General features: G+C 48.8%; 27 protein-coding genes. 20 read left to right on the top strand and 7 right to left on the bottom strand.

Features of this window, described 5'->3' with window-relative positions; genetic code table 11:
- Positions 1-93 precede the first annotated feature (93 nt).
- The 10 genes from KUA50_RS15965 (at position 94) to KUA50_RS15920 (ending at position 6,892) form a co-directional block, all read left to right on the top strand.
- Positions 94-2,127 (top strand): hypothetical protein, encoded by a 2,034-nt coding sequence (locus KUA50_RS15965; RefSeq protein WP_218456496.1) that lies wholly within the window; start codon positions 94-96, stop codon positions 2,125-2,127.
- A gap of 22 nt (positions 2,128-2,149) precedes the next feature.
- Entirely contained in the window at positions 2,150-3,022 is an 873-nt protein-coding gene (locus KUA50_RS15960) for an ATP-binding protein (protein ID WP_218456601.1), read from the top strand.
- 56 nt (positions 3,023-3,078) lie between these two features.
- The gene (locus KUA50_RS15955) at positions 3,079-3,702 is read left to right on the top strand and encodes a DNA repair protein RadA (RefSeq protein WP_218456495.1); all 624 of its coding nucleotides are present in this window, start codon (positions 3,079-3,081) and stop codon (positions 3,700-3,702) included.
- Positions 3,703-3,707: 5 nt separating this feature from the next.
- Positions 3,708-3,884, top strand: a complete 177-nt coding sequence (locus KUA50_RS15950) for a hypothetical protein (RefSeq protein WP_218456494.1) — start codon at positions 3,708-3,710, stop codon at positions 3,882-3,884.
- A gap of 61 nt (positions 3,885-3,945) precedes the next feature.
- Entirely contained in the window at positions 3,946-4,227 is a 282-nt protein-coding gene (locus tag KUA50_RS15945; protein WP_218456493.1) for a hypothetical protein, read from the top strand.
- A 218-nt stretch (positions 4,228-4,445) separates the two neighbouring features.
- Positions 4,446-4,820 (top strand): hypothetical protein, encoded by a 375-nt coding sequence (locus KUA50_RS15940; protein WP_218456492.1) that lies wholly within the window; start codon positions 4,446-4,448, stop codon positions 4,818-4,820.
- Positions 4,789-5,544: a DUF3164 family protein gene (locus KUA50_RS15935; RefSeq protein ID WP_218456491.1), complete on the top strand. Its 756-nt coding sequence runs from the start codon at positions 4,789-4,791 to the stop codon at positions 5,542-5,544. The genes KUA50_RS15940 and KUA50_RS15935 overlap by 32 nt, the downstream gene beginning before the upstream one ends.
- Before the next feature lie 56 nt (positions 5,545-5,600).
- On the top strand, positions 5,601-5,843 hold the full coding sequence (locus tag KUA50_RS15930; protein ID WP_218456490.1) for a hypothetical protein: 243 nt from the start codon (positions 5,601-5,603) through the stop codon (positions 5,841-5,843).
- A gap of 42 nt (positions 5,844-5,885) precedes the next feature.
- Entirely contained in the window at positions 5,886-6,443 is a 558-nt protein-coding gene (locus KUA50_RS15925) for a phage virion morphogenesis protein (RefSeq protein WP_218456489.1), read from the top strand.
- Positions 6,444-6,466: 23 nt separating this feature from the next.
- Positions 6,467-6,892: a hypothetical protein gene (locus KUA50_RS15920; RefSeq protein ID WP_218456488.1), complete on the top strand. Its 426-nt coding sequence runs from the start codon at positions 6,467-6,469 to the stop codon at positions 6,890-6,892.
- 151 nt (positions 6,893-7,043) lie between these two features.
- Here KUA50_RS15920 and KUA50_RS15915 read toward each other — a convergent pair whose 3' ends face one another.
- Complete coding sequence (locus KUA50_RS15915) at positions 7,044-7,628, bottom strand: DNA-binding protein (RefSeq protein ID WP_218456487.1); 585 nt, start codon at positions 7,626-7,628, stop codon at positions 7,044-7,046.
- A gap of 217 nt (positions 7,629-7,845) precedes the next feature.
- Here KUA50_RS15915 and KUA50_RS15910 point away from each other — a divergent pair, with 217 nt between their 5' ends.
- Entirely contained in the window at positions 7,846-8,160 is a 315-nt protein-coding gene (locus KUA50_RS15910) for a hypothetical protein (protein ID WP_218456486.1), read from the top strand.
- 173 nt (positions 8,161-8,333) lie between these two features.
- On the opposite strand, the gene KUA50_RS15905 is transcribed toward KUA50_RS15910, so the two are convergent.
- The 5 genes from KUA50_RS15905 to KUA50_RS15885 all read right to left on the bottom strand — a co-directional run bounded on the left by KUA50_RS15905 (position 8,334) and on the right by KUA50_RS15885 (position 13,728).
- Positions 8,334-9,665 carry a phage minor head protein gene (locus KUA50_RS15905; RefSeq protein WP_218456600.1) on the bottom strand — a complete coding sequence of 444 codons (1,332 nt, stop codon included), beginning with the start codon at positions 9,663-9,665 and terminating at the stop codon, positions 8,334-8,336.
- 137 nt (positions 9,666-9,802) lie between these two features.
- Positions 9,803-11,143 carry a DUF935 family protein gene (locus KUA50_RS15900; protein ID WP_218456485.1) on the bottom strand — a complete coding sequence of 447 codons (1,341 nt, stop codon included), beginning with the start codon at positions 11,141-11,143 and terminating at the stop codon, positions 9,803-9,805.
- 40 nt (positions 11,144-11,183) lie between these two features.
- On the bottom strand, positions 11,184-11,609 hold the full coding sequence (locus tag KUA50_RS15895) for a phage protein Gp36 family protein (protein WP_218456484.1): 426 nt from the start codon (positions 11,607-11,609) through the stop codon (positions 11,184-11,186).
- Positions 11,610-11,658: 49 nt separating this feature from the next.
- A complete protein-coding gene (locus KUA50_RS15890) occupies positions 11,659-13,224 on the bottom strand; it encodes a hypothetical protein (RefSeq protein WP_218456483.1) in 1,566 nt (521 codons plus the stop codon).
- Positions 13,225-13,248: 24 nt separating this feature from the next.
- The gene (locus KUA50_RS15885) at positions 13,249-13,728 is read right to left on the bottom strand and encodes a terminase gpP N-terminus-related DNA-binding protein (protein WP_218456482.1); all 480 of its coding nucleotides are present in this window, start codon (positions 13,726-13,728) and stop codon (positions 13,249-13,251) included.
- A gap of 254 nt (positions 13,729-13,982) precedes the next feature.
- Here KUA50_RS15885 and KUA50_RS15880 point away from each other — a divergent pair, with 254 nt between their 5' ends.
- From KUA50_RS15880 to KUA50_RS15850, 7 genes are all read left to right on the top strand, one after another.
- Positions 13,983-14,978, top strand: a complete 996-nt coding sequence (locus KUA50_RS15880) for an HK97 family phage prohead protease (RefSeq protein WP_218456481.1) — start codon at positions 13,983-13,985, stop codon at positions 14,976-14,978.
- Positions 14,979-15,028: 50 nt separating this feature from the next.
- Positions 15,029-16,087, top strand: a complete 1,059-nt coding sequence (locus KUA50_RS15875; RefSeq protein ID WP_218456480.1) for a hypothetical protein — start codon at positions 15,029-15,031, stop codon at positions 16,085-16,087.
- A 62-nt stretch (positions 16,088-16,149) separates the two neighbouring features.
- Positions 16,150-16,611 carry a hypothetical protein gene (locus tag KUA50_RS15870; protein WP_218456479.1) on the top strand — a complete coding sequence of 154 codons (462 nt, stop codon included), beginning with the start codon at positions 16,150-16,152 and terminating at the stop codon, positions 16,609-16,611.
- The gene (locus KUA50_RS15865; protein WP_218456478.1) at positions 16,577-16,912 is read left to right on the top strand and encodes a hypothetical protein; all 336 of its coding nucleotides are present in this window, start codon (positions 16,577-16,579) and stop codon (positions 16,910-16,912) included. Before KUA50_RS15870 ends, KUA50_RS15865 begins: the two co-directional genes overlap by 35 nt.
- 5 nt (positions 16,913-16,917) lie before the next feature.
- On the top strand, positions 16,918-17,406 hold the full coding sequence (locus KUA50_RS15860; RefSeq protein ID WP_218456477.1) for a phage tail tube protein: 489 nt from the start codon (positions 16,918-16,920) through the stop codon (positions 17,404-17,406).
- Between the two features lie 41 nt (positions 17,407-17,447).
- Positions 17,448-17,747 carry a hypothetical protein gene (locus KUA50_RS15855; protein ID WP_218456476.1) on the top strand — a complete coding sequence of 100 codons (300 nt, stop codon included), beginning with the start codon at positions 17,448-17,450 and terminating at the stop codon, positions 17,745-17,747.
- 77 nt (positions 17,748-17,824) lie between these two features.
- Complete coding sequence (locus KUA50_RS15850) at positions 17,825-18,115, top strand: hypothetical protein (RefSeq protein WP_218456475.1); 291 nt, start codon at positions 17,825-17,827, stop codon at positions 18,113-18,115.
- Positions 18,116-18,130: 15 nt separating this feature from the next.
- On the opposite strand, the gene KUA50_RS15845 is transcribed toward KUA50_RS15850, so the two are convergent.
- The gene (locus KUA50_RS15845) at positions 18,131-18,376 is read right to left on the bottom strand and encodes a hypothetical protein (protein ID WP_218456474.1); all 246 of its coding nucleotides are present in this window, start codon (positions 18,374-18,376) and stop codon (positions 18,131-18,133) included.
- A gap of 77 nt (positions 18,377-18,453) precedes the next feature.
- Here KUA50_RS15845 and KUA50_RS15840 point away from each other — a divergent pair, with 77 nt between their 5' ends.
- A complete protein-coding gene (locus tag KUA50_RS15840; protein ID WP_218456473.1) occupies positions 18,454-21,114 on the top strand; it encodes a hypothetical protein in 2,661 nt (886 codons plus the stop codon).
- 5 nt (positions 21,115-21,119) lie between these two features.
- On the top strand, positions 21,120-23,840 hold the full coding sequence (locus tag KUA50_RS15835; RefSeq protein ID WP_218456472.1) for a hypothetical protein: 2,721 nt from the start codon (positions 21,120-21,122) through the stop codon (positions 23,838-23,840).
- Positions 23,841-23,874: the final 34 nt, after the last annotated feature.

Here is a 23,874-nt window from a genome sequence, read left to right as displayed (position 1 = left end):
ACTTCGCGAAAAGATGAATTTGTTCGAAAGAAATGGCTATGCTTGTCTCGTAAGTGGCAAGTACGAAAATCAAAACGCAAAGAAATTATAGTTATGGAATATTACGGCAATACACTTTGTATATCTGCGACAGAACTTGTTGGAACGGGCATCATGAGCAAGAGTTGCTACGACTCTTCGGTGAATCGCAAGAGATTAAATGTGGTACGTCGAGGCGGTGGCGCAAGCGGCTGCACGGCTCTTATTGCCGTAGATAGCTTGCCTACCAAATACCGCAAGGCGGTGGAAGTAGAGTTCCCCGGAGGTCCCGAAGTAAGGCTGCGAGGATGGATTACTTCCAATTATGAGGTAGATCAGCACGCCATGTGCTACTTTCAGAGCAGGCAGCAGACAGGGTTAGACCTGTCGGCGGAGAAGATCCAGGAGTATGTGGTGAATGCTTCGGTACTCAATACCTGTATCAAGCTCTACGAACGAGCCTCCGCCTACCGCAAGCTGATGGGCGAACGCTACGACTGGGACATGATGGCAAGTACCATCAAGATATTGAAGGAGACCTATCATCATACCCTACCCGAATCGACACTGAGATTCAGGAAGAAGGTAAATGAGTATAAGGCTGGCGGCTACGGCGTACTAATCAGTGGCAAGTTCGGCAACCAGAACACCAGAAAGGTTGACGTAAAGACGGAGAAGCTGGTCATCGGCCTGCAATGCCTTCCTAATAAGCCTTATAACTCCCAGGTAAAGGAACTGTATGACTCCTTCGTATGCGGCGAGCTTGATGTTTATGATGTTCAGACTGGAGAGCTGTTCGACCCGGAAGATTTCTGTGACAAGGATGGGAATCCGAAGAGTTTGAGCGACAGTACCATCAGAAACATCCTGAATAAGCCGAAGAACAGGCTTATCTGGGATAAGAGTCAGCTGAGCTGGAGCGCCTTCATGCACGAGAGTATGCCACACATGCACCGCCATGCCGGAGAATACTCGCTGAGCCAGATAACCATGGATGACGTGGATCTGACCCGCAAACTGAAGGATACGAAACTGAGGGTGAAAGCCTACTATGCCTATGATTCGGTGAGCCAGTGCGTGTTAGGCGCCAGCTATTCCAGGGACAAGGACCAGAACCTGGTGAAGGAATGCTTCAGAGAGATGTTCAGGCTGATAGCCAAGCATGGCTGGGGCATTCCGGCAGGTATTGAGGTAGAGAACCACCTGATGTCTGAATACAAGTACACCCTGCTCCAGGAAGGAACGGTGTTCAGCTATGTGCGCTACTGTGCGCCTCTCAACTCGCAGGAGAAACAGGCGGAAAACCTCAACGGAGCCAAGAAGCGGCGCATCATCCACCGCAATCACGTAGGTATCGGCCGATTCTACGGCAAGTGGAAATACAGAGTGGAATCCAAGAAGATAAGCGATGCGAGCAATGATACCTGGGAAGACAAGCAGTATTACTCATTCGATGAGCTTGTGGCGGACGACCGCCGCGACAACTACGAGTGGAACCATACACTGCACCCTAATCAGAAGAAATATCCCGGTATGACCCGATGGGACGTGCTGATGGAGCATATCAACCCGAATCTGCGCCCATTCGATGCCATTACCCTTGCCCGATATATCGGCGAGAAGGTGGAGACCTCGGTAAGGCGAAACTCTACGGTAAGAGTAGCCTATGCAGACTGGTGGCTGAGCAAGCCCGAAGTATTGGAGCGCTTAGCGCCTAACAACTACAAGGTGACCGCCTACTATCTGCCGGATGAGGACGGGAAGCCACAGGATGTGTTCATCTTCCAGGGCGACAGATTCATCGACCAGGTGGAGAAGGTAGAAACCTACAACCGAGTGATGGCAGAACAGACCGAGGAAGACCGCAGAAAGTTCTATCATCAGCAGAAGAAGGTAAGGGAGTTCAATACCTACGTAGATAACAACATGGTTCCCGCTCTCGGAACGATGGAGGCAGAAAGGGATATAGGCAAGACCGACAGCCAGGCAGATGAGCCGGAAGAGATACAGGAACTTACTGCAGAACTACCAGACACGGAACCGATGGACGTCTTTACGGACGACGAGACCGAGGAAGATATCCTGCAGCGTGCGATCGACATGATATAAAAAACTTCAAAAACTTATGGCAATGATAACAACAGAACAGAAAAAGAAGATTTTGGCGGCGATGGCCCAAGACCGTGTCCGCTTCGACAGTGACAGCAAGCACGCAAAGGTGCTCGGTTTGGCCACCTCAGTCTATTCCATGGTAAAGCAGGGACAGACGGACCGCACCATCAGCGACGGCAACTGGATACGCCTGGCCAGACGCTTGGGTGTAAGTCTGCGTCACGAGATAGAATGGAAGACAGGCAAGACCGACACCTTCCTCATCGTGACGAAGCAGTTGGAGACCGCACAGAGCTCTGCTCTCTCGATGATCCTCTGCGACGAGCCTAATATCGGCAAGACCTACACCGCCAAGTATTACGTACAGAGCCACAAGAACGCAGCCTATATAGACTGCTCTCAGGTGAAGACCAAGCGCCGCCTGATACGCAAGATAGCGGCAGAGTTCGGACTTGACAGCAAGGGAACCTACGGAGATGTATATGAAGACCTCACCTACTACCTCCGCTCCATCGACTCACCGCTTATTATCCTCGACGAGGCAGGCGATCTGCAGTATGAGGCATTCCTGGAACTGAAGGCACTCTGGAACGCCACCGAGCACTGCTGCGGCTGGTATATGATGGGAGCCGACGGACTGAAGGAGAAGATCAACCGAAGCATCGACTGCAAGAAGGTGGGATATACCGAGATGCTGAGCCGTTACGGTGGGCGATACTGTAAGGTGACACCCGACGACGGTAAGGAGCGCGAGAAGTTCCTGATGAAGCAGGCTGCCATCGTGGCCAAGGTGAATGCCCCGGAGGGATATGACGTCGCCACCATCGTGAGACAGACCCGAGGCGGATTGAGACGAGTATATACCGAGATAGAGAAGCTGAAAATCTCTTAAAGGTAAAAAAGTAAAAAGGTAAAAAAGTAAAAAGAGCATTCTTGCTTTAGATAAATATGGCAAAAAGAGCATACAGTCCCAGGGAGATACTGAAGATGACTTACAAGCCGATACCCTGGGGTGGAGAATGGGAGCGGTGCTTCGGGCAGCCGGATACGTATGATACCTGGTTTATCTCGGGACCTTCGGCTGGTGGTAAGAGCTCTTTCGTGATGCAGCTCGCCAAGAAACTCTGCGAATACGGCGTGGTGCTCTACTGTTCTTATGAAGAGAAAGTGAGCATGAGCTTTAAGAAGCGTATCGAGCGGTTTCACATGGAGGAAGAGCAAGGCAGGTTTAGAGTCTGCATCGATTCGGACCTGGAGAACCTGAAAAGAATGCTGAAGCAGCGCAAGGGTCCGAAGTTCATCATCGTGGACTCCTTCCAGTACTCTCACTGGGAATACGCACAGGTAGAAGCCTTGGTGAATGAGTTTCCCCGAAAGAGTTTTATCTTCATCTCGCAGGAAGCGAAGAGCCAGCCATTGGGCAAGCCTGCAGTCAGGCTGAAGTATATGGCGGGCGTGAAAGTGAGAGTAGTCGGCTACGAGGCAGTCTGCCAGGGTCGATTCATCGGAGAAGCCGGAGCTACCTTCAGAGTATGGGAGGATGGACTCATCCAGGCAAGTAATAATATTTGAGAATTATGGAAGAGGTAGTAAATGAAATCATAGAATACATCAAGAGAAAGACGAAAGACTTCTCTTATCTGGACCAGTCGCAGATCTATGAGGAAGTAGCGGGCAAGGTGTCCGATATGAATGCAGATGCGATGAAAAATGAATACCTGAACAGTATGGACTATATACTCGACGGGATTTGATAAAGGCAATGCAGCGCTAAAGCTGCGACAAAATTATAAACTAATAATAATACTTGTAATTATGAAGAAATTGTTTTTTGCCGTTAAGGCATGGTGGAAGAAGATCTCAGAAGAAGCTCACCGTCAGAAGATGCTCAAGCACGAGCGAAACATCAAACGTGAGGCACTTAGCCGCTTGCAGGCGAGAGAATTTGAGGGCAAAATATACCTCTGTTTTGATAATATACCAATCCTTCAAGAGATGGACCTGGCTGGAGGTGTGGGCTATATACTCGAGATCGCCCGTGAACATTACTTAGAGTACCGTCTTCTGAACGACGGATCAATAACCGTTCAATCTTAGCGGTAAACGGTTTCGTAGATGTAAGAACAGCGTTAAAACGGCTTTCGAATGATATACGTAGTACAATTTAAAGGGAAATACGGATGGCAGGATCAGTTAAGAACTACAGGCGTTTTTATGCCGCCTTCAAGAAAGTACCGCACTATGGAGATGAGGAAGAGCAGAAAGAATCCCTCGTCTCAACGTACACGAAGGGTCGCACCTCACATCTTCGCGAGATGACGACGAGAGAATATACCGACATGTGCAAGGCTCTCGAGAACATGTGCGGGTATGGAGATCAGCGCAAGCGGCACCGCTCCATCTGTCTGCGTCTGATGCAGGAGTTAGGGGTCAACACCGGAGACTGGCAGCGCATCAATGACTTCTGCTCTCACCCGAGAATATGCGGCAAGGTGTTTGCCCAGTTGGATATCCCTGACCTCGAAGCTCTCGAACGCAAACTGAGAGCCATCAAGCGCAAGGGAGGACTTGGGAGGGAAGAAGAAAGAGTGAAGAGCAAAGAATCCTTTGGGAGTAAAGAACAAAATATTAATCAATCACAAGTAATACTATTAGGTTATGGAAAAGAACGAAAAAATCAGCCCAGCTGAAGGCAATACTCAGCAGGGACAGTTTGATATCTCATCATTGAGTGACGAACAGAAAGAGGCGCTCCGCCAGCAACTCAACGCAGAGGTCAAGAATGAACGTATCAACAAGCGTGATGCCTATGAGGGTCTGCGAGCCGATTTTATGCACCGTGTGGAGGAAAATCTTATCACGGTAATGTCTGATACCAAGAGCTTCAAACAATGGCTTGAGCGCGAAGTGGAGGCATTCACGGCCATCATGAGACAGTATGGACAGGTAAAGAATGACGACCAGCGCAACTACACCATTACGGACGGAAACTTCCGACTCCTGGTAAGCTGCAGTAAGGTGAAGGGTTTCGATGAGCGTGCAGACCTTGCAGCCGAGCGCCTTGTCACCTTCCTGAAGGAGTATATGCAGAGAAGCGAGAAGGGACAGAACGACCCGATGTATCAGTTGGCGATGACACTCCTGGAGCGCAACCAGTCCGGAGATCTCGACTACAAGAGTATCAGTAAACTCTACGAGTTGGAGGATAAATTCAACGACCAGGAATACGCCGAAATCATGGCGCTTTTCAAGGAGTCGAATGTGGTGCAGAAGAATGCTACCAATTACTACTTCTTCAAGCGTGATCCGAAGTTGGGCATCTGGCACAGGATGGAGCCAAGTTTCTGCCGTATCTTCATCGCACCGAAAAACGAGAAGGAAGCGACAGAGGAGGAAGGCTCTGAAGAAGAGTAGAAATAAAGAGAGACCATGTTATAACGTTTGTAAATAGTAAGGAAGGGAAAGTTGTTTTGCGGAAATTTCATCAAAGGAACGGACTTAGCTACAAGAAACGGGTAGCTGACATCAATGCGATATACGATGAATATGCCAAAATGGGCATATCCAATCGTGAAATCTGGAGGCGGTACATCTATCCGAAGTACGCCATCAGTGAGCGGCAGCTATATAATATTCTGAATGCGAGCGCCGACCCTCGTAATGAGATTCCTAAAGACGACGAACCCTTCCTGAAGTTTGAAGGATGGGAATAATAAATGTTGAATGTTGAGTGTTGAATGTTGAATGGGTAGGGCATGGCAGGAAATAATGATTTATCGGTAGTGATCAGACATATTCTGAGTGATATCAGGGTGGAGATCGGTGACGAGTTCGACAAGAACTTTGAGCGTCAGGGGTTCTTTACCAAGGCTTGGGCAAGACGGAAAAGTCCGATAAGAGGCGACGGGCATATCCTCGTAGCCTCGGGCGACCTGAGAAAGAGCGTTCAGAGCCGGAGCGATGCTACCTCTATCACGTTCTTCTCTTCCTCTCCCTATGCTGCCATCCATAACGAAGGTGGAGAGATTAAGGTAACGGAGAAGATGAAGCGGTATTTCTGGCATAAGTACTACGAAGCTTCGGGGTCGTTTGGCCGTAAAAAGAACGGCTCACTTCGGAACAACAAAAAGAACCAGCAACTCTCGAGCAATGCCGAATTCTGGAAGGCGATGGCGCTGATGAAGGTGGGTAAGACCATCAAAATACCGAAACGCCAGTTCTTGGGCATGGCTCCGGAAATAGAGAGAGAAGTGACAAAGATTATCGAGGATGAGCTTGAGGAATACTTCAATCATCTTGATCTTAAAAAGTAGAAATCAATTAATACATCATAGATATGGATCCAAGAGAAAACTTATATAAGGACATCAAGAGGGCGATAGAAGACGGGGTGCCTGCAGTGCAGCATATAGACCTGTGGAATGAGAACGTCGCCTTTGCAGATGAGGAAAGTGAATGGAGTCGTCCTGCAGTATTCGTGGAGTTCGGTACAATCAGCTGGGACGTAGTGAAGGATGCCGGTTTCGGGAAGTGCGTGAGAGGCGCTGGAGATCTCAGGCTTCATCTTGTGACCGACTGGAACGATGAAGCTTATCACGCCTCCTTCGAGATAGGAGAAAGTATCTGGGAAGCTCTGCAGGACATAGAGCCGGGGGCTGAGTATCAGGTGAGCTATCCTTATATGACAGACACCAATCACAGTCACATGGAACTGCTGGAGAATGTGGATGTCTTTAGGGTAAAATATTTAAAAACGTGGTAAGAGCATACGCTTATTTTTAGATATTATATTTCAATTGTTTTAAGTTATTAGGTTTATTTTTTAAACTTTTGAGTTTCATTATGCCGGATATGTGTGAAAACGAAGGGCTGCACCAAGCGTGGTGCAGCCCTTTTACTTGTTTGTATGAGGATTAGTGTAGCTCGTAGCTTCCATCAGAACCGGTGTCGGTGCCATCGGTAGTGTCGCCCTTATTCTCGGTATTACCCTTGTCGTCTGGGTTCTCCTTGTTGTCCGGGTTTTCTTTGTTTCCGGGGTCAGGTGTATTGTCAGGATTGGTGTCACCGTTCTGTGCCTTTGCTTTTCGCTTAGCCTCTGCCTGTTCGTTGCGGCTTGCTACGAAGCTGAAGGTGGCCTCTTTCTTCAGGTTCTCGAAGAGGCTTCCAGGAGTCCACACCACGTTTACCTTCTCCACACAGGTGGCAGGGTTGTAGTCTTTGGCGAGTTCTGTGCCCTTGCCGTGCAGGGTTACGTAGAATTCTCCGAGCTTGCCTAACTCCACTTTCTTGCCGGCAAGGAGCATTTCGCGCAGACACTTCACGGCTTTTCCGAGGATAGCTTCCACGTCTTCTGCATCGTATGTGCTGCCGTGGCTTGAGATATGCTCACTGAATTCGCTGAGCGTCATCTTCTCGGTGTACTGAGCCACACCGTAGGCTTTCTTTGGGTCCTGCTTCTTGGCAGGGTTGCCCATCATTGCAATACTGTAATTGATCATTTACTTTTTAAGATTAAAATGTTAATATAATGGTGATAGAACACCGTTAGAATATCGTTTTTGCATCCCTATAGGGACGAGGCTCCATCCCTAATAGGGACTGAGGCTCATCGGTAGTAGGGATGAAGGCTCGGCCTTAGTAGGGATTGGAATGGCATAATATTGTCGCCGTTTTGGCGTTATATGTATATCGTATAACTTAAAACATTTATAGATTATGACTAAATTTTCTTCGGAATTACTCGACGTGGCTATCAGTAGCTTCAAAACTGACGTATGGGTGCCAGGCGAAGTGTTATTCCACAATGCCCCAGAAGGCTTTGGCGATGCCATCCGCTTTCTTGTGAAGGAAGGCCTCCTTGAAGAGTCTCGCAATCACTACAAGATAACCTTTAAGGGTAAGGCTCTTGTAGATAACGGTGGTTTTGTTGCTAAGTACCGACGTGAGCGTATCCAGTTTTATAGTGTTATTATCGCAACCGTTGTGGGTGTGATTAGTCTGTTGGTCTCTATTATCGCAATCTTTCTTTAGATTTGCTACCAAGGAAACGGCAAAGCAATGTCGTTTCCATTCGATTTTTCTCTTTTTTTCTTCTTTTTTGCTCATATTCTTGCGAGTTTAAAAAGTTTATTGTATATTTGCAGCGTGGGAGTCATGACCACTGGAACCAGCCCGCGAAGTTGGGAAACCTCAGCCGATCTTTTTTAAAGGTCGGCTGTTGTATATTTATAAAGTTTATTCTCCACGACAAAGAATACGGTATCCTTTGTGTAGTTCCTGTCACTTAATACCTTTCTTGCCAAAAGACCTATTTTGTTTTTGTCTATATGGCAAAGATGATCTGTGATGCAAGCTATGGCATTTTGTTTACAAGCATCGTTTGCGTTAGTAACAATGTTCTTGCTGGAGAACGGAGACTTTACATCCACGAAAGTATTTCCAAACATCAAGTCCGGGTTCTTCTTTTCGGGAAGTCCAAGGCGGTTTCTTATATCAATCTCGCTGGCGTGTATCTCGGGCTGTATTCTCACGTTATCAAACTTAGATAGCAACTTTGCAGTATTAAGCACACGGTTGTAATCCATCTCTTTTTTATCCTTCAGTATATGGCGAGATACTTCATAACCTTCCTTGTTCTTTGAGAGGGTTTCGAATTGCTCCTCTATTGGCATGGAATAAATTACATGTTTCTCTTCTTTTGTGCGCTTAGTAAGATTCTGATCACCATTAGCCTTTTCTCTATTTTCGTAGCATTCTCTAATCTTTACGCAGCTACGGCAAAGTTGGTAATCAGGAACAAAAGCCCCTAATTTTACACCACCTCCTTTCGCCACGTCGCAGTCATTACACCGCCTGATGGTGTAAGGATTGTAGTCGGGCATGGTTTTGCCCTGCTTGCCACTGTTAAAACGGAAAATGTTATACCGTTCGCCGTTCATGGCTTCTTCGCCCCTACTCATGGCTTCAGCGTGCTCTGTGGCCGGATATTTCTGCTTGCGCACCTGTACCACGGTACAGCGGCAGTTCCATCCATTCGGCGGGTAATAGGTTTCCCAGAAAGAATCACTCATCGGGAGTGTTACCCCATCGAGGGCGGCATGTTCCGGACGCACCTTGTCATCCTTGGCTGTGCGGTACTGCAGATAGTATCGGTCGCCATCCTCGCTGAACTGTTCCCACTTTGCCGCCATGGTAGCAGAAGCCTGTACGAAGTTGTATTCGGCGTGCAGATAGTTGGCATTGTAGGTATCGTTGATTTTCTGGACATCGTTCAAAAAGCGTTCGAACGGCTTTTTATTGCCATTCTCATCGAGCATGGAAGGGAAAGCCTCGTTGAGCTCGTGGAACGTCTTGATGCCCGAAAAGATATAATTGGAGCGGGTAAGGCGCTCGCGCATCTTATCGCTCATCTCTACCTTCTGGAAGCCGCCATCAAGGATACCAGCATGGGTGGTGATGAATTCTTGCGCCTCGTCGCTTGCTAAAATGTTGATGTCGAGCTGTGCTCCCTTCTGACGGAAAAGGCCCTTTATCATCTTGTTGAACTTGCCAGTGAGCCGTGATTTAATCTCCTCCCATTGTTTCTCGCCCATGAGTTGAATAGTGTCGGGCACGTCCATACCCTTCAGTATCTCCTTATATCTCAGGTGTAGCCCCTCATAAGCTTCGGGGCTTAATCGAAAAAATTCTTCAGATCCTTTTGGTCTTCCGGGTCTTCTTTTGGGTCTTCTTTCTTTTCTGCAGGTTCGCTACCGAAGAGTGAAGGCTGCTGAATGCGGTTGCCTACGGGCATGTTGTATTTGTCGGCAAAGTACTTGCCGTCCACCTCGTATCGGTCGGAGATCATCTTCTCGTACTCCATCTGCTGCTCCGGGGTATAGCTTGGACTATCGTCCCATGCGAAGTGATAACCCTGGAGCGGGAAACCATGGCTGATCATGCGAGGGAAGAGCTGGTTGTTGATGGTGTTGGCGAGCAACTTGGCATCGCTCTCTACGAGGTTCTCAAACACCTTCAGGTGGGTCTGGCTCTGCGAGAGGCTGCTACCGTCCTCGATAGTCATGGTCTGACCGATGATAAGTTTGGAGATTTCGGAGTTGGCGCGATCTACACGCTTATCGTAAACATTGAATGCGTCGCTCTTGGCGCTTTCTACGATTTGGATTTCCGTACCTGTAGGCAGTACGGCATAGCCGGCCTGCCCCATGCGCTCCATCATGTCACTGATACGGTCCACCTCCTTCTGGTCTCTGGATCCTGTGGTAGCAACACGCAGCGGCATACCGAAGATTTCACTGAAGACGTCCCATGCAGCCAATACGTTCTTCTTAGGTATGCAGTGGAGCGAAGCTTTGAGAAAAAGTCCGAGGTCGTCGGGTCTGCCCACCTCAACAAGATTGCCCATCCATTCCGGCTCATGGTAGTCGATGCCAGTGGTCCAGTCCTGTCCGAGGTCGGTGATGACGCGGTGGTGCTCGGGTATGACGTACTTGCGATCCACCAACGTTACATTGTTATAAGCGAGGCATCCGTCGCCATCGGTTCCGAGGTCTCCGAGTTCGATGAGTGAGTGACCCCAGTAAGGAGTAGTAAGCACGAGACGACAGAACTCCACGAACCATTCCTGCTCGAGGAAGTGATTGAGTTCTTCGGCTGGTGTTCCGTTCTTGTCTTCTATCTTGAACGAGCGTTCCATGACGAAGCCCTTGCGCTGGTCGATACAACCGGAGAGGTGTGCGTCTATCTCGGTATCACGGTAGATGTCGTAGAGTGCCTGACGGTTGGGACTTTCCACACTGATGGCGAGTTGCCAGGCACGTCGCCACTTCTTGATGTCGCCCTTGGTGAGCGCCTCGGTGGTGCGCTGCAGTTTGGCGATGATACTTTCCACCTGTCGGCGGTTGTTCTTGCCTACCAGTTCGATATCACCATATTTGGTTCTCCAAAGCTGCGGTCGGCCGAGGAGTGCTCTCCAGGCATCCTCTATGCGGTCTTTTGTTCTATTTATATTCATTTTCATTTAATGAGAAATTAGAAATGAGAAATTAGAAATTTTACCAGCTGTGGTTGTCGGGGCCGTTGCCGTATGCTAAGACTCCGCCTTGTGAGATATCGTTGCCGGTATCGTCTGTAGCGATGGGCAGGTCGGGTACTATCTTACCCGCCTGTACGCCCTCGAGCCACTTGATGGCACGCTCGTAGCGTTCCTTGCGGGTTTCGTAGCCCATGCGGTTGGGGAGCGATGCTATCATATTGTAGAGTGCAATATCGGCGGTGTACATGACTAACTGGCGGTTGCGGTCGTCGCCTTCGGTGGCAAAGATGCGGTCGGTATCATACTTGGGGCGCAGATACCCTGCCACTTCCTCCTGTGCCTCTGCGATGGCGTTGCTGATGTTGTCCGGGTCTGCACCCGTGATGGCCTTGAGCGAAGCTTCGCTGCTCACGACCTTGAAATCTTCCTGCGTGATGAAACTCATAATTTAATGAGAAATTAGAAATGAGAAATTAGAAATTGAGTTGGCGCTGCTACCATGAATTTTTAGGGCGCATTCTCTTCACTATTCTTGGAACGAAGGCGGCTACTCTGCCCTGCTTCTGGAGGATATAGATGGCACCCTCGTCGGCATCGGGTGCATCATCGTGCGCACGGCTGCCATGTTCGAGCGAAAGCGTCTGGTCGATGCCTACCTGCATATCCTCAGAGTCTTTGAGCGCCTCGTTGTAGAAAACCACACCACGCTCCCAGAGAGGAGCTACGGACTCGATACGCTGCAGTTTGTCGGGCTTCTTGCGGTTGTCTGCCGTGATAGGCAGTTGATAGCCACGCAGGTCGCCTTCAGCAGCAAACTCATCGAGGGCAGTATCCTGCATCAGGTTTGCCTCCATGTAGAACTGGATGCTTGCTCCCTCTTCTAAGCTTCGCTCATAGAGATTGTAGAGCCATCTTACCATGGCACCCGTGGTGTCCTGGCGCACGAAGCAGTCGATGAGGTGCAGTTCCTTGCCGATACTGCCCCAGAGTCGGCACGCCTTGTAGTCGTTCTCGGTAGTCGATTTCCAGGATGGATCAGTATAGCAGACTAAGGCCTCATACTTCGAGAGTTTCGGCATACGCTTATACTTAATCCATTCGTGCCGGAAGATGGTGCCGTCCTTGATAGGATTGTGCATCATCTCCTTGTTCCAGTCTCGGTAGCCTACGAACTCACGATAAGCATCCACCTCTTCGCGCGTCCATTTCTCCTGCCATGTCGGGTCGCCATTCTTATCCACGGCATAGACCTTGGAGAGGAATACGCCCTTGGTGTGGGCAATATTGAAGAGTACGGAGTTCTTGGAGATAAGGTTGCCCACCATGATGAAGCGGCCACGTCCCACGTCTAAGGATCCGAAGAGGGCTGACTTGACCCATGAGGTAAGCTCGCGCACACGTTTCTCGTTCTTGCAGAGCTCATCATCATCGAGGTCGTCGATAACGATATAGTCAGGACGTGCCTCACGGTCGCGCAGACCACGAGGACTCTGACCACGGCCGCAGGCGAGGAACTTGACCCCGCACTGTGCCTTGAACTCACCATCGGTCCAGTCGCCACCGGATGGTTTCTGTTCTCCGAAATCCGCCTTGAGTCGGTCGTTGTATTCCAACTCTGCCTGGATATCGCCCAGGAGTCGGCAGGCAGCGTCCTCGCTCTTGCCCACGATGACCATGAAGTTGATGAGCCTGAGGGGCTGGAACATGAGCCACAGGGGCAGGAAAACGTCCAGATGGGTACTCTTGGCATGACCACGGGGCCACATGAATACCGCCTTCAGATTGGGCGTTGACTTCACTTTGCGGGCTGCCTGGTTGTGGAACGGCGCATTGTGAATGGTGCGCAGTACCTTGCCAGTGGTCTTGTCCTTGAGCTGCAGGAAGTGAGGAAAATAATATTCGCAGAAGGCAGCATAGTCCCTCTGCAGGGAAGCAATACGTTTGTTTCGCTCCGTTTTGCTTTCGGGAGCCATGAGCGAGGTGTCGGTGAGGGCTGCTATCTGCTTGCAGTGTTCCCGCCATGCCTCGATGGCCTGTTTCTTTTCAGTTTGTGTTGCCATCCTTCTTTGCTTTATTATTATGTATTAGAGCTCACAGCTGAAGCCATTGTTCATCTTGTCGGAGATGAAGAGATCCTGGTAATAGTTGAATGTCTTGAGAAGTTCGGGTGTGATGTTCGGGTCGGTCTGTGCGCGGAACTGCATCCACTTCGAGAATGCCATGAACACCTCGATGGCATCTACCACGTTGGCCTTCTTGTCGAGTTTCTGAATGACGGACGAAAGTTTGGCCAGTCGGTCGCCCAATCCGGAAATCTTATCCGGGTCGCCGGACTCGTTCACCTGACTGATGAGGGTGTCGATGGTAAGGAGTAGTTTGTTGACCAGTTCGGGTCGTGTGACGTTCTTGGCGGCTCGCTGTTCTTTCCATCCTTCCGTGTTGGCCCACTTGGATATTGTTACTCTGGATACCTCTATCTGTTCGGCTATCTCTGCCTGTTCTTTACCCGCCATATAGAGGGTTCGGGCGAGGTTCTTCTTGCGTTCTAATTCTGCTTTTGTCATATTCGAATGTTATTATAATGTGAATAGAAAACCGCTGAGGTACTTAATGCCTCGCGGGTTTTGGTACTGCAAAATTGCGACTTTTTGGGCAATCTGCAAAAATAGTGTGCAGCGGTTTCATAGAAGTGTGCAACCATTTCATACTTTTTTGGAGGTTATGCGAAAAGTTAGTAATATTGCAGTCGAATTCGGGCGGAACGCTCCGCTGGTATTCGCAGGAAAAAGAAAGTAGAAACTTTTTTAAATATGTATATATGGCTAAAGGTAAACGAGTAAGAATCAGTAACGAGAGCGTCAACTGCTACGGCACTCGAATTCTTACACCGGGTATAGACCTGGCACAGTACCAGCGCAACCCCGTGCTCCTCTATATGCACGAGCGCGGCAAGGTGATCGGTATGGTGAAGGATCTGAAGGTGGAAGGTCAGGACGTGACGGGTGAGCTGGTGTTCGATGAAGCTACGGAACTGTCTAAGCAACTGAAGAAGCAATGGGAGTTCGGCAGTGTGAAAATGGTGAGCGCTAACTTTCAGATCTTAGAGATGAGCGACGACAAGCAGTTGCTCGCAGAGGGACAGCAGAGACCTACGGTGACGAAATCTAAGCTCATCGAGGTGAGTGTGGTGGATATTGGTGGCAATGATGACGCTATCGTGCTCACTCATGAAGGTAAGACAATCTCACTTTCAGCAGGACAGGACTCCATCGACGGTGTTCTTCCTCTATTAGATAATGTAAGTAAAACCCCATTAAAAAAGAAAGAAATGGAATTAAAAGATTTAGCGATCAAGTTGGGTCTGAAGGAGACCGCAACAGAAGAAGAAGTGAATCAGAAGCTCGTGAGTCTCGGTCTCGCGGCAGGTAAGGTAACCGCCTTGGAGACTCAGGTACAGACGCTCCAGGCACAGCAGCAGGCGGTGGAGTTGGCTGCTATCACACGTGCGGTGGAAACTGCCATTACCGAGAAACGTCTTGCTGCAGGCATGAAGGATCACTTCGTGGAATTGGGTAAGAAGTTGGGTCTGGATCAGTTGAACATCACTCTGTCTGCCATGCAGCCTCAGGGTAAGATTACGGCTACCCTGCACCGAACCGATAAGGGCAATATCGTGGCAGAACCACAAGACTACTCCAAGTATGAGAAGCTGAGCGCCGTGCCTGCCAACGTGATGATGGATCTGCACGACAATCACCACGACGAATTCGTGCGACTCTATAAGGCGGAGTATGGATTTGAACCCGCTCGATAATGAGAAATGACAAATGACAAATGAGAAATTTTAAATGCTAAAATATAACTATGAATAAGAAAACATTTATCAAGATTACATCGGCATTGCTTTTTAATGCCATCGTGGGTGGAGTTATTGCTGTGTTGTTGGGTTGTAGTCCTTTGGGTGGTGCAGCTGTGGCTTGTCTTATCGCCATTGCTCTCCCTGGCTTTATGCCTGAGGATGCAGCATGTGAGGGTGTGTTGAAGGAAGTATGGACGGGTGAGCTGATTAGGGCTCTCCGTGGAAAGCTGGATGCATCATGGCTCAACGGTGTGCCAGACCAGAGTTCTATCGTCAATAATGACGTGATCCACCTTGTAGATGTGGGTGCAGATCCGCAGGTGCTCATCAATAACACCACGTACCCATTGGATATTCAGGAGTTAGAGGACGGCGACAAGACCTTCTCGCTCGATAAGTTCCAGACTAAGGTGGTACCAGTGACCGACGATGAGTTGTATGCACTCTCCTACGACAAGATGTCGCGCGTGAAGGAAAGCTGTGCCAACGCCCTGAATGACGCTAAGTACGCCAAGGCTGCTCATGCGCTCTGTCCTACCAAGAATACGGACAAGACTCCTGTGCTCGTAACTACCGGTGCGGTGGATACTGCTACCAAGCGTATTAAGCTCTGTATTGACGACATTGTAGCCCTCAAGCGTAAGCTCGACGCATTAGGCGTGCCAGTGACTGACCGCCGCCTTGTGCTCTGTACTGACCATGTGAACGACCTCTTGGAGATCGATCAGGCATTTAAGGAGCAGTATAACATCAACCGCAATGACGGCACCGTAGGTCGCCTCTATGGCTTCGATATCTACGAGTATGGCGCTTGCCCTACCTACAGTACTGCAGGTGTGAAGAATGCAGTGGGCGCAACGCCTAAGGCGGGTGAGTTCCAGTGCTCATTTGCTTTCCATGTGCCTCGTGTGTTCAAGGCTACAGGTACTACCAAGATGTACTACAGTCCTGCAGAGAACGACCCTCAGTATCAGCGCAACCTGCTTTCTTATCGCCATTACTTCATCTGTATGCCTAAGAAGGAGGATGCCGGTGGTGTCATCTACAGCGGCCATCAGGCTTAAAAAAAGGCTTCAAATCTTCATTATATTATAAGTTAGTTATTAGTTAAAATGGTTGAAAGGCGATGACAGACATCATACTAAACATACTGCAGTGGGCTATCCCATCGGGCGGCATTGGTGCTGCCATCGCCTGGATAGCCAACCGAAAGGTGAAGGAGGCTGAGCAGGCGAAGCGCATACATGACACCTTCAAGGAGATGTATGGCGACGTGAGTAAGGAACTCCTCGCTAAACAAAAAGAACTGAACGATGCAGCAGAAGATAATGCAAAAGCTATCGAGGAACTCAACAAGGAGAATGCCCGCACCCGCTATGCGCTCAATAGGCTCACACGGGCTATCGAGGCCATTCAGCTTTGTCCTCATCGTGCTTCTTGTCCTGTTAGTGGTGAACTGCAGAACCAAGAAGACGATGGTGACACAGACGCAGCAGACGGGGCTGGTAAGCAGCGTAAGTCGAGACAGCAGCGTAAGCCGCGACACGGCACAGGTGACGAGTCTGACAACGGAAAATCTGACGACTGACCAGCAGTGGCAGCAGACGTGGCTCATCAAGCCATTGGAAGGCGGCGGGTATAGCATCGAGGGATATGGTACGGCGAAAGCTCAAGCTAAACTCGAAGGCGAAAATAACTCCTGTACTACTTCGGCAAATTCTTCTTCTAAGGTCAGGCGAACGGCGTTAGAAAGCAATTATAATAGCGTAGAAAGCGTGGAAGAGAAGAAACCTCCCGAACGTGGTAAGGGTTCGTTGATCATATTAATTTGTGTGTGGTTAGGGGTAGCCCTTGCGGGTTATCTATTAGTAAGTTATCATAAAAAGTAATCAATATGGAAAATATATTGGACGGTACTGATCTTATCCTCTCCGTAAATGATGGCGCATTGGCCTTCAGTACAGGTTGTAAGATTACCACCTCTGCCGAGACGGGTGAACGTATGACCAAGGAGGCTGCAGGTGCGAAGTGGAAAGAGAAGTACGTGAAGAGTTTCTCGGAGAGTATCTCTGCCGACGGCTTGGTTTGTACGGACGCTGATACGGGTGCTCCTACCTACGACCAGTTGAAGGACCTGATGCTGAGTAGCACACCTGTAACCTGCAGCTATAATATCCGTGAGGCTGGCAAGCGTACCGGCAAGACGGCTGGTGGATATAAGGGTAAGTACATTATTACCTCTCTCGATCTGGACGGTCAGGCGGGCGATGATGCCAAGTACACCGTACAGCTGGAGAACTACGGCAAGGTGGAGAAACAGACCGACGGTTTGCAGAGTGGTAGCGCAAGCAGTGCTACAGGCCATTCTGAAGAATTGAGTTAAAAGATACTGTTTTCATTTTTCTTTAAATATTGTATGTATTAATGAAAAAAACGCTGATCAATGTAGGCGGCAAGGAATTGCCTTGCCGCCTCTCGATGGGAGCGATGCTCCTGTTTAAGAGAAATCTGCAGAAAGACGTGAGCGACATGGACGCTAACAACATAGAAGAGTTACTGATGTTCATGTGGTGTTGTGTCGTGAGTGCCTGTAAGGCCGACGGAGTGGAGTTTGATGTCGATTTCGAGACTTTCTGTTGTCTGATCACTCCGGACGACGTGAGTGCCTGGAATGCGGCAATGAACGAAGAGAGTGAGAAAAAAAAAGCCGAGACGAAGCCATAGGCTCTGACTCGGAGAAATATGAACCTACGGATGCGGAACATCTGTTGGGTATCGCGATGGGGTGTATTGGTATGAGTATGGATGACTTTTGCCGATGCACCCCTTCGGAGTTTTACGCAGCGTATGAGGCATGGAATGAGATGCAGACAAGCAGGGAGCGAGGCAGATGGGAACGCATAAGGATGCAGTGTCTCTGCAGTATGCAGCCTTACTCTAAGTCGAAGCTTACGCCACAGGACATCATGAGGTTCCCGTGGGAGGAACGAGGGAAGAGTGAAGAGGAAGGAGTGAAGAACAAAAAGCCGATGAGCCGTGAGGAAATCATGGAGAGGTATCGGGCTGCCAAAAAGCGGGCGGGATTAAGATAACCAGGATTAAATAATTCAGTCGCCCAGTTTGCTAACGAGAAGCCCGAGAAAGAATAGAAGGGATAATCCGGACAGACTGCCGAAAACCATCATGGCAGCCACTACCTCGAAAGAATGTTTTCCATCGAAGAATACCTTGGTCTGCCACTGGCAGAGTATAAAGAAGAATATTGCCAGGGTGAACATTATCCGTGTGAGACCCTTTGGAATCTTATTCTTTGGGACTCTTTTCCTGATGACGACTTTAGTTTTTTTATCCATTGTGTTATTGTTTAATACGTGACACGCTGCAAATATAAACATAAAATTAGAAACGACCAAACAAAATTGATATAAATATGGCAAAGGAAGTAAGTTTTACGATAAAACTGGATGACAGGGGGACCTTTAAGAAGGTAACCATGGATGCAGAACAACTGGGCAGAGCTGTACGATCCGTGCAAGATGAGAGCGAGAAGGCTAAACGCAGCGTGCTGACCTGGGCGGAAACATCGCAAGCTATTGATGTGCTACAAAGCTCTATCGGTGAGTTGCAGGGTGTGGTAAGCGACTTAACCTCTGCTTATCAGGTTCAGCTCGTGGCAGAAACCCAAATAGAGACTATCATGCGCCAACGCATGGCAGCCACCGATGAGCAGATACAGAGCATAAAAAATCTCTGTTCGGCACAGCAGGAGTTGGGTGTAATAGGCGACGAGGTGCAGTTGAGTGGTGCGCAGCAGATGGCTACCTTTCTGCAAAATAAACGAAGTCTCGACGTACTTATTCCTGCCATGAATAACCTTGTGGCGCAGCAGAACGGACTGAATGCCACCAATCAGGATGCCGTAAGCATCGGAAATATGATGGGTAAGGCAATGCAGGGACAGGTGGAAGTATTGCAGCGTGTCGGTATTACCTTTGATGAATCCCAGAAGAAAGTGCTCCAGTATGGTACCGAGAGTGAGCGTGCAGCCATGCTTGCTAAGGTTATCACACAAAATGTAGGCAACATGAATGCCGAGCTGGCCAAGACAGATGCAGGCAAGCAGAAGCAACTGGAGAATACTCTTGGTGATATTAAGGAACAGATGGGCGCACTCGTACAGGGAATCGCGCCATACGTCACCATGGCTTCGCAGATAACCATTACTATAACGGGTGTGGTAAAGCTCACTACTTCGCTGTATGCTGCCATCAAGGCCTTCAGTACTCTGACGGTGGTGACCGAGGCAACGAGCAGGGCAAAGGTGGGTATGACGGCGGTAGTGAGGGTGCTGACGGCGACAATGCATGGAGAAGCGGTTGGAGCTACAACTGCAGCTGTAGCAACGAGGGCATTGGGAGTGGCGGTCAAAAGCCTGCTGATTTCCACGGGTGTAGGTATCGCTATCGTGGCGCTTACCGAGGCTATCAACTACCTCATGAATAGCAGTGATGATGCGGTCAAGAGTGTAGATAATCTTTCGGAGGCAGAGCAGCGGGCAAAGATAGCTCATCAGCAGACGGCGCAGCAGATGGCGAGCGTGCGCAGCGAGATGACGCAGAACATCGCTACCCTGAAGAACTTCAAGGGAAGCAAGGAACAGGAGAAGGCCATGGTGCAGCAGATGAACACCAAGTATGGTGAAGCGATGGGCTACTACTCTACCGTGAGCCAATGGTATCAGGCGCTTACCGCCAACTCTAAGGCTTACTGTAATCAGATGATCAGCGAGATTACCATCCGTAATCTTGCCAACCGGGCAGCCGACCTGCAGCAGCAACGATACGACTATACGCACGATAAAAACGGAAAGGTTAAAAAGTTTGATAATAGGGATAAAATAGGATATGTTAAGGGTGAGGGGCTTCAAATCTTGCCTGGCACCAGCCAGAAGGCAGAGGCGGACAAGGTGGTGACCAATCTGTATCGGCAGGAACAGAACATCAAGAAGCGTATGGAAGCCCTTGTCAAGCAGAACCAGAATATCAGCTATAAGCATACTGCAGGGTATAGTGCAACACCTCCTTCTTTTAATGCCTCAACCGGTTCGACCGGTAATGCCGGAGGCAGCGGTAATACCAACACGGGGAATACTCCTGGAGTAACTGAGGACAAGAAAGCCTTAGAAGGTAGTATCGACTGGTATGAGGAGAAAATCAACGAGAAGCAGAAGGAGCTCAACGCCACAGCCGACAAGGCGACTGCCCGTGCTCTGAATGCAGAAATAGAAGGACTCCAGCGCCAGCTATATATGCTGAAGGTGGATGTCGGTATCGAGGATGTTCCGAAGGTTGACGTAAAGGCTTTTGCAATCAACCTGAAGGCTCAGCTGGATGAAGAAATGGAGACAATGCGCCAGAGGCTGTCAGATAAGCCACTTGTCATCAACACAGAAGTGGAAGCCAAGGCACGGGATTATGACCATATCTCCTCGCTCTTCAATATAGACGTAAGCAACTTTGAGAGTGTGCGTACCGGCTTGGCCGATATCAACGGCATAAGCGATTCTACTGCCAAGGGTATGGCGGCGGCTGGAGCCAGTTGTGAGATGTTTGGTTCTGCCCTGCAGCAGTTGGGTGGAGACTCAGCAGCGGCCAAGGCGGGAATGGTGGCTGCAGCCATCGGCCAGTTTGTTCTTTCCTTTGCGCAGGCCATGAGTACCTGTAAGACCTGGATAGAGTGGCTTGCTTTCGGTATTTCGGGAACGGCACAACTTACGAGCATCATATCCACCATCAGTCAGTTTGCCACTGGTGGTATTGTTGGCGGCAATCAGACATCGGGCGATAAGGTCTTGGTAAGGGTTAACTCTGGCGAGATGATCCTGAATGCAGCCCAGCAGGCACGACTCTTTGCCATTGCCAACGGTGCAGCGGTACAGGGTGTGTCGGTGAATACTGCAGGACTGCAGGGCATCGGTAGCGGCATGAGCGCAACTCTTGGCATCAGCGGCCGACTCCGTGGGCGTGATATAGTGATGGCGGTAGCGAACGAAACGAGAAACAATCGCAGACGTAGTAACATTAAAATTTAGAAACTATGCTTTTTGAAGGAGATTTTTATAATAATCGGGAAGATAAGATTACGGTAATCATCATTACGAATGGTGATGATTCTCAAAGAGTGGAAATTGGCAACGAAAAGGATGGTATATTCTTTACCGATGACCCTGTGGAGATTACTTCGCAGGTAAACGATACGTTTGATCACCTCCTTTGCTATCAGGCAAGTGTACGCCTGTTGTGCAAGAATTTCGTGCCGGACTTCTTCTGTAATTCCTGCCGTGATGCTGTGGTGAATATCCTCAGAAACGAGGAATGTATTTTTGCAGGGTATATAGAGCCGCAGGCGTTTAGCCAGGGCTATAATGAAGACTATGACGAGGTGGAGCTGACCTGTATCGACTGCCTTTCTGCCCTCTCTTATTCCAACTATCGGAATGTGGGAGCTGCAGCGGTTCTTTATGATGCGCTCAAAGGTAAGGCGGCGCAGCGTACTTTCTATGATATCATCGCAGAAATACTGAATGATGTAGGCGAAGCGGCTAATTATATGGGAGGAGGTACGTTTAAGATAATGTATGATGGCTCGAAAGCGTTGAGTGACGGAACGGGTGACGAAATATATAATATATTCCAGAATATCAGTATCAACGAATTGCTGTTCTTTGGTGACAAGGAGGATGACATGTGGACGCAGGAAGACGTACTCAACGAAATACTGAAGTATCTCAATCTGCATATTGTGCAGGAAGGTACTGTCTTCTATATATTCTCCTGGGAGTCGATACGGAAAAATTCTTATTTGAATTTATATAGAATAGATAAAGGCACCGAGAAGAGTATTGAGATACCTACATATCGGGTTGGTAAGGATATCGAGGTGGCTGACTGTGATACGAAAATCAGTATTGGTGAAACATACAACGAGTTGCTGCTTACTGATAACGTGACAGAGGTGGATGACATGATAGAAAGTCCGCTCGATGATAATTCGCTGATTGCTGCAGGAAACTTCCAGAAATACATGACCGAGTATATAGCTGAAGGTGAAGGGAAAACCGCATACAATAGCATGAAAGCTATGACGACGGGAAGGGAGAAAACAGACTGGCAGGATGCCAGTCAGGTGGACTGGTTCTGCTGGCCGAAGGCTGTAACGAACTGGAAGTTCTACGGAATAGAAAACGGCAGTCGTATAGATATGTACGAGAAATACCCCGCAGACGGAACCAAACAGCAGGATATCTTGAATAATGGTCTTACAGCTGGTATCGGTGCTTGTGTGTGTGCTTTCGGCAAGATAGAACGCAAAAATGGCGGCAACTCGTCTTCCCTCGTTACTTCGGTGAGTATGGATAACTATCTGATCATTTCTACCATGGGCAGAAGTGGACACCCAACCGAGGAGGAGATTCTTGCGTCGTGCCCTGTAGCGGAATATACGGGAAACAAGAGCGGAGGTACTTTTTCGCCTGCTGATAGCGACACGATTAATTATATCGTGATTAGCGGCAAAATGGTCCTTAATCCTGTAATGAATGTTACGGATATATATGGTCACATGGTGCTTGATGGATACTGGAAACCGACACTTCAGAATCCTAATTCTTATTGGCATAAGACCGTACCGAGCCGCAATAATGGTGACGGAAGGTATTATACCCGCAAGTATTGGTATTCTGAACAGTGGAACCAGGAACCGGTGTATGGTAAGGCTAATGAAATAGAAAGTTCTCATTCCTTCTATCCTTATACAGGCACAGGTCCTCAGGAGCATGAATATAAGTATAGTGCAGTTGGTACTGCTACTGATACGATCAAGCGAGTGGGCCTTATATCCTGTATGCTCATTATCGGCGATAAATGCGTCGTAGAATGCAATAAGGGCGATAAGAATGCGGTAGGCGGCACGAGTCAGGGCGAAGGCGATACGAATGATTTTGTATGGAAGAAATACAAGGAGCGGAGCGAATGCGCAACGGATGACGAGTACTACGCACAGAGCTTCACTATCGGCATTGACCCGAAGTTAAGGGACAAAATTATAGGCACGGAGTTTGAGATCCGCAAGAATGCTCCATATACAAAGGGTATTACTGCAGAGGGTACTGCGATACCTATCCGCATGTCTGACCACATAAGCGGCAGTGTGCAGTTTAAAATACTCGGGCCCGTAAATGCGGAATGGAATGAGATAACGAGAAGGCACCCTTCTTTCTGGCGACACACCAAGTGGTATCAGGATAGTCATCTTCTCCTGCAGGAGATCAATAGCATCATGCTGAAGGAGTTCAAGATAGAGGTGGTCAGCGACAACGGCAAGATAGGTGCGGTAAGTGATGAAAAGGATATCGTATATAAGAGTGATACCGGCGAAAACTTCGTCAACCGAAAGGATGACCTGGAGTTTCGGTTTACCACCGCGCTCACCTCGAAGGAGTGCAAGGCGTTAGGGGTAAATAATGCGGTGAAACTATCATCTCCACAGAACGAGGCGACCAAGAATGCACTTGTCGGCATCTATGACCGCAACCAGAACTTGGCGGATAAGCCGGAGAAGTTGTATGTGGATGCATACTGGCAGGAATGGCACGAACCGAGGGTGGTGATGACGCAGAACGTCATCGAGCCAAAGAAGGGGCTTAGCTTTGCGAGCATCTTTAGTGTTCCTGTGATCGGTAAACGGTTCTATGTGCAGGGTATGGACAGGAATCTCGCTGAGGGTACTGCTGTGGTGACGATGAGAGAGTTGTTCTAAAGTGATTTTAATAGTGTTATAAAAGGATTATAAT

Origin of the sequence: Segatella hominis (assembly GCF_019249725.2) — a bacterium.
In the GTDB taxonomy this organism is placed as follows: Bacteria; Bacteroidota; Bacteroidia; order Bacteroidales; family Bacteroidaceae; genus Prevotella.
This window is presented reverse-complemented; position numbering and strand designations above follow the sequence as displayed.

What these genes read in the sequence shown, in the direction of transcription:
- KUA50_RS15845 (WP_218456474.1), bottom strand. Translation starts at nt 18,376, where the DNA reads ATGGATAAAAAAACTAAAGTCGTCATCAGGAAAAGAGTCCCAAAGAAT.
- KUA50_RS15840 (WP_218456473.1), top strand. Translation starts at nt 18,454, where the DNA reads ATGGCAAAGGAAGTAAGTTTTACGATAAAACTGGATGACAGGGGGACC.
- KUA50_RS15965 (WP_218456496.1), top strand. Translation starts at nt 94, where the DNA reads ATGGAATATTACGGCAATACACTTTGTATATCTGCGACAGAACTTGTT.
- KUA50_RS15880 (WP_218456481.1), top strand. Translation starts at nt 13,983, where the DNA reads ATGGCTAAAGGTAAACGAGTAAGAATCAGTAACGAGAGCGTCAACTGC.
- KUA50_RS15895 (WP_218456484.1), bottom strand. Translation starts at nt 11,609, where the DNA reads ATGAGTTTCATCACGCAGGAAGATTTCAAGGTCGTGAGCAGCGAAGCT.
- KUA50_RS15945 (WP_218456493.1), top strand. Translation starts at nt 3,946, where the DNA reads ATGAAGAAATTGTTTTTTGCCGTTAAGGCATGGTGGAAGAAGATCTCA.
- KUA50_RS15905 (WP_218456600.1), bottom strand. Translation starts at nt 9,665, where the DNA reads ATGATAAAGGGCCTTTTCCGTCAGAAGGGAGCACAGCTCGACATCAAC.
- KUA50_RS15850 (WP_218456475.1), top strand. Translation starts at nt 17,825, where the DNA reads ATGGATGACTTTTGCCGATGCACCCCTTCGGAGTTTTACGCAGCGTAT.
- KUA50_RS15915 (WP_218456487.1), bottom strand. Translation starts at nt 7,628, where the DNA reads ATGATCAATTACAGTATTGCAATGATGGGCAACCCTGCCAAGAAGCAG.
- KUA50_RS15860 (WP_218456477.1), top strand. Translation starts at nt 16,918, where the DNA reads ATGGAAAATATATTGGACGGTACTGATCTTATCCTCTCCGTAAATGAT.
- KUA50_RS15900 (WP_218456485.1), bottom strand. Translation starts at nt 11,143, where the DNA reads ATGAATATAAATAGAACAAAAGACCGCATAGAGGATGCCTGGAGAGCA.
- KUA50_RS15855 (WP_218456476.1), top strand. Translation starts at nt 17,448, where the DNA reads ATGAAAAAAACGCTGATCAATGTAGGCGGCAAGGAATTGCCTTGCCGC.
- KUA50_RS15940 (WP_218456492.1), top strand. Translation starts at nt 4,446, where the DNA reads ATGACGACGAGAGAATATACCGACATGTGCAAGGCTCTCGAGAACATG.
- KUA50_RS15835 (WP_218456472.1), top strand. Translation starts at nt 21,120, where the DNA reads ATGCTTTTTGAAGGAGATTTTTATAATAATCGGGAAGATAAGATTACG.
- KUA50_RS15890 (WP_218456483.1), bottom strand. Translation starts at nt 13,224, where the DNA reads ATGGCAACACAAACTGAAAAGAAACAGGCCATCGAGGCATGGCGGGAA.
- KUA50_RS15925 (WP_218456489.1), top strand. Translation starts at nt 5,886, where the DNA reads ATGGCAGGAAATAATGATTTATCGGTAGTGATCAGACATATTCTGAGT.
- KUA50_RS15885 (WP_218456482.1), bottom strand. Translation starts at nt 13,728, where the DNA reads ATGACAAAAGCAGAATTAGAACGCAAGAAGAACCTCGCCCGAACCCTC.
- KUA50_RS15960 (WP_218456601.1), top strand. Translation starts at nt 2,150, where the DNA reads ATGATAACAACAGAACAGAAAAAGAAGATTTTGGCGGCGATGGCCCAA.
- KUA50_RS15955 (WP_218456495.1), top strand. Translation starts at nt 3,079, where the DNA reads ATGGCAAAAAGAGCATACAGTCCCAGGGAGATACTGAAGATGACTTAC.
- KUA50_RS15935 (WP_218456491.1), top strand. Translation starts at nt 4,789, where the DNA reads ATGGAAAAGAACGAAAAAATCAGCCCAGCTGAAGGCAATACTCAGCAG.
- KUA50_RS15950 (WP_218456494.1), top strand. Translation starts at nt 3,708, where the DNA reads ATGGAAGAGGTAGTAAATGAAATCATAGAATACATCAAGAGAAAGACG.
- KUA50_RS15910 (WP_218456486.1), top strand. Translation starts at nt 7,846, where the DNA reads ATGACTAAATTTTCTTCGGAATTACTCGACGTGGCTATCAGTAGCTTC.
- KUA50_RS15920 (WP_218456488.1), top strand. Translation starts at nt 6,467, where the DNA reads ATGGATCCAAGAGAAAACTTATATAAGGACATCAAGAGGGCGATAGAA.
- KUA50_RS15870 (WP_218456479.1), top strand. Translation starts at nt 16,150, where the DNA reads ATGACAGACATCATACTAAACATACTGCAGTGGGCTATCCCATCGGGC.
- KUA50_RS15875 (WP_218456480.1), top strand. Translation starts at nt 15,029, where the DNA reads ATGAATAAGAAAACATTTATCAAGATTACATCGGCATTGCTTTTTAAT.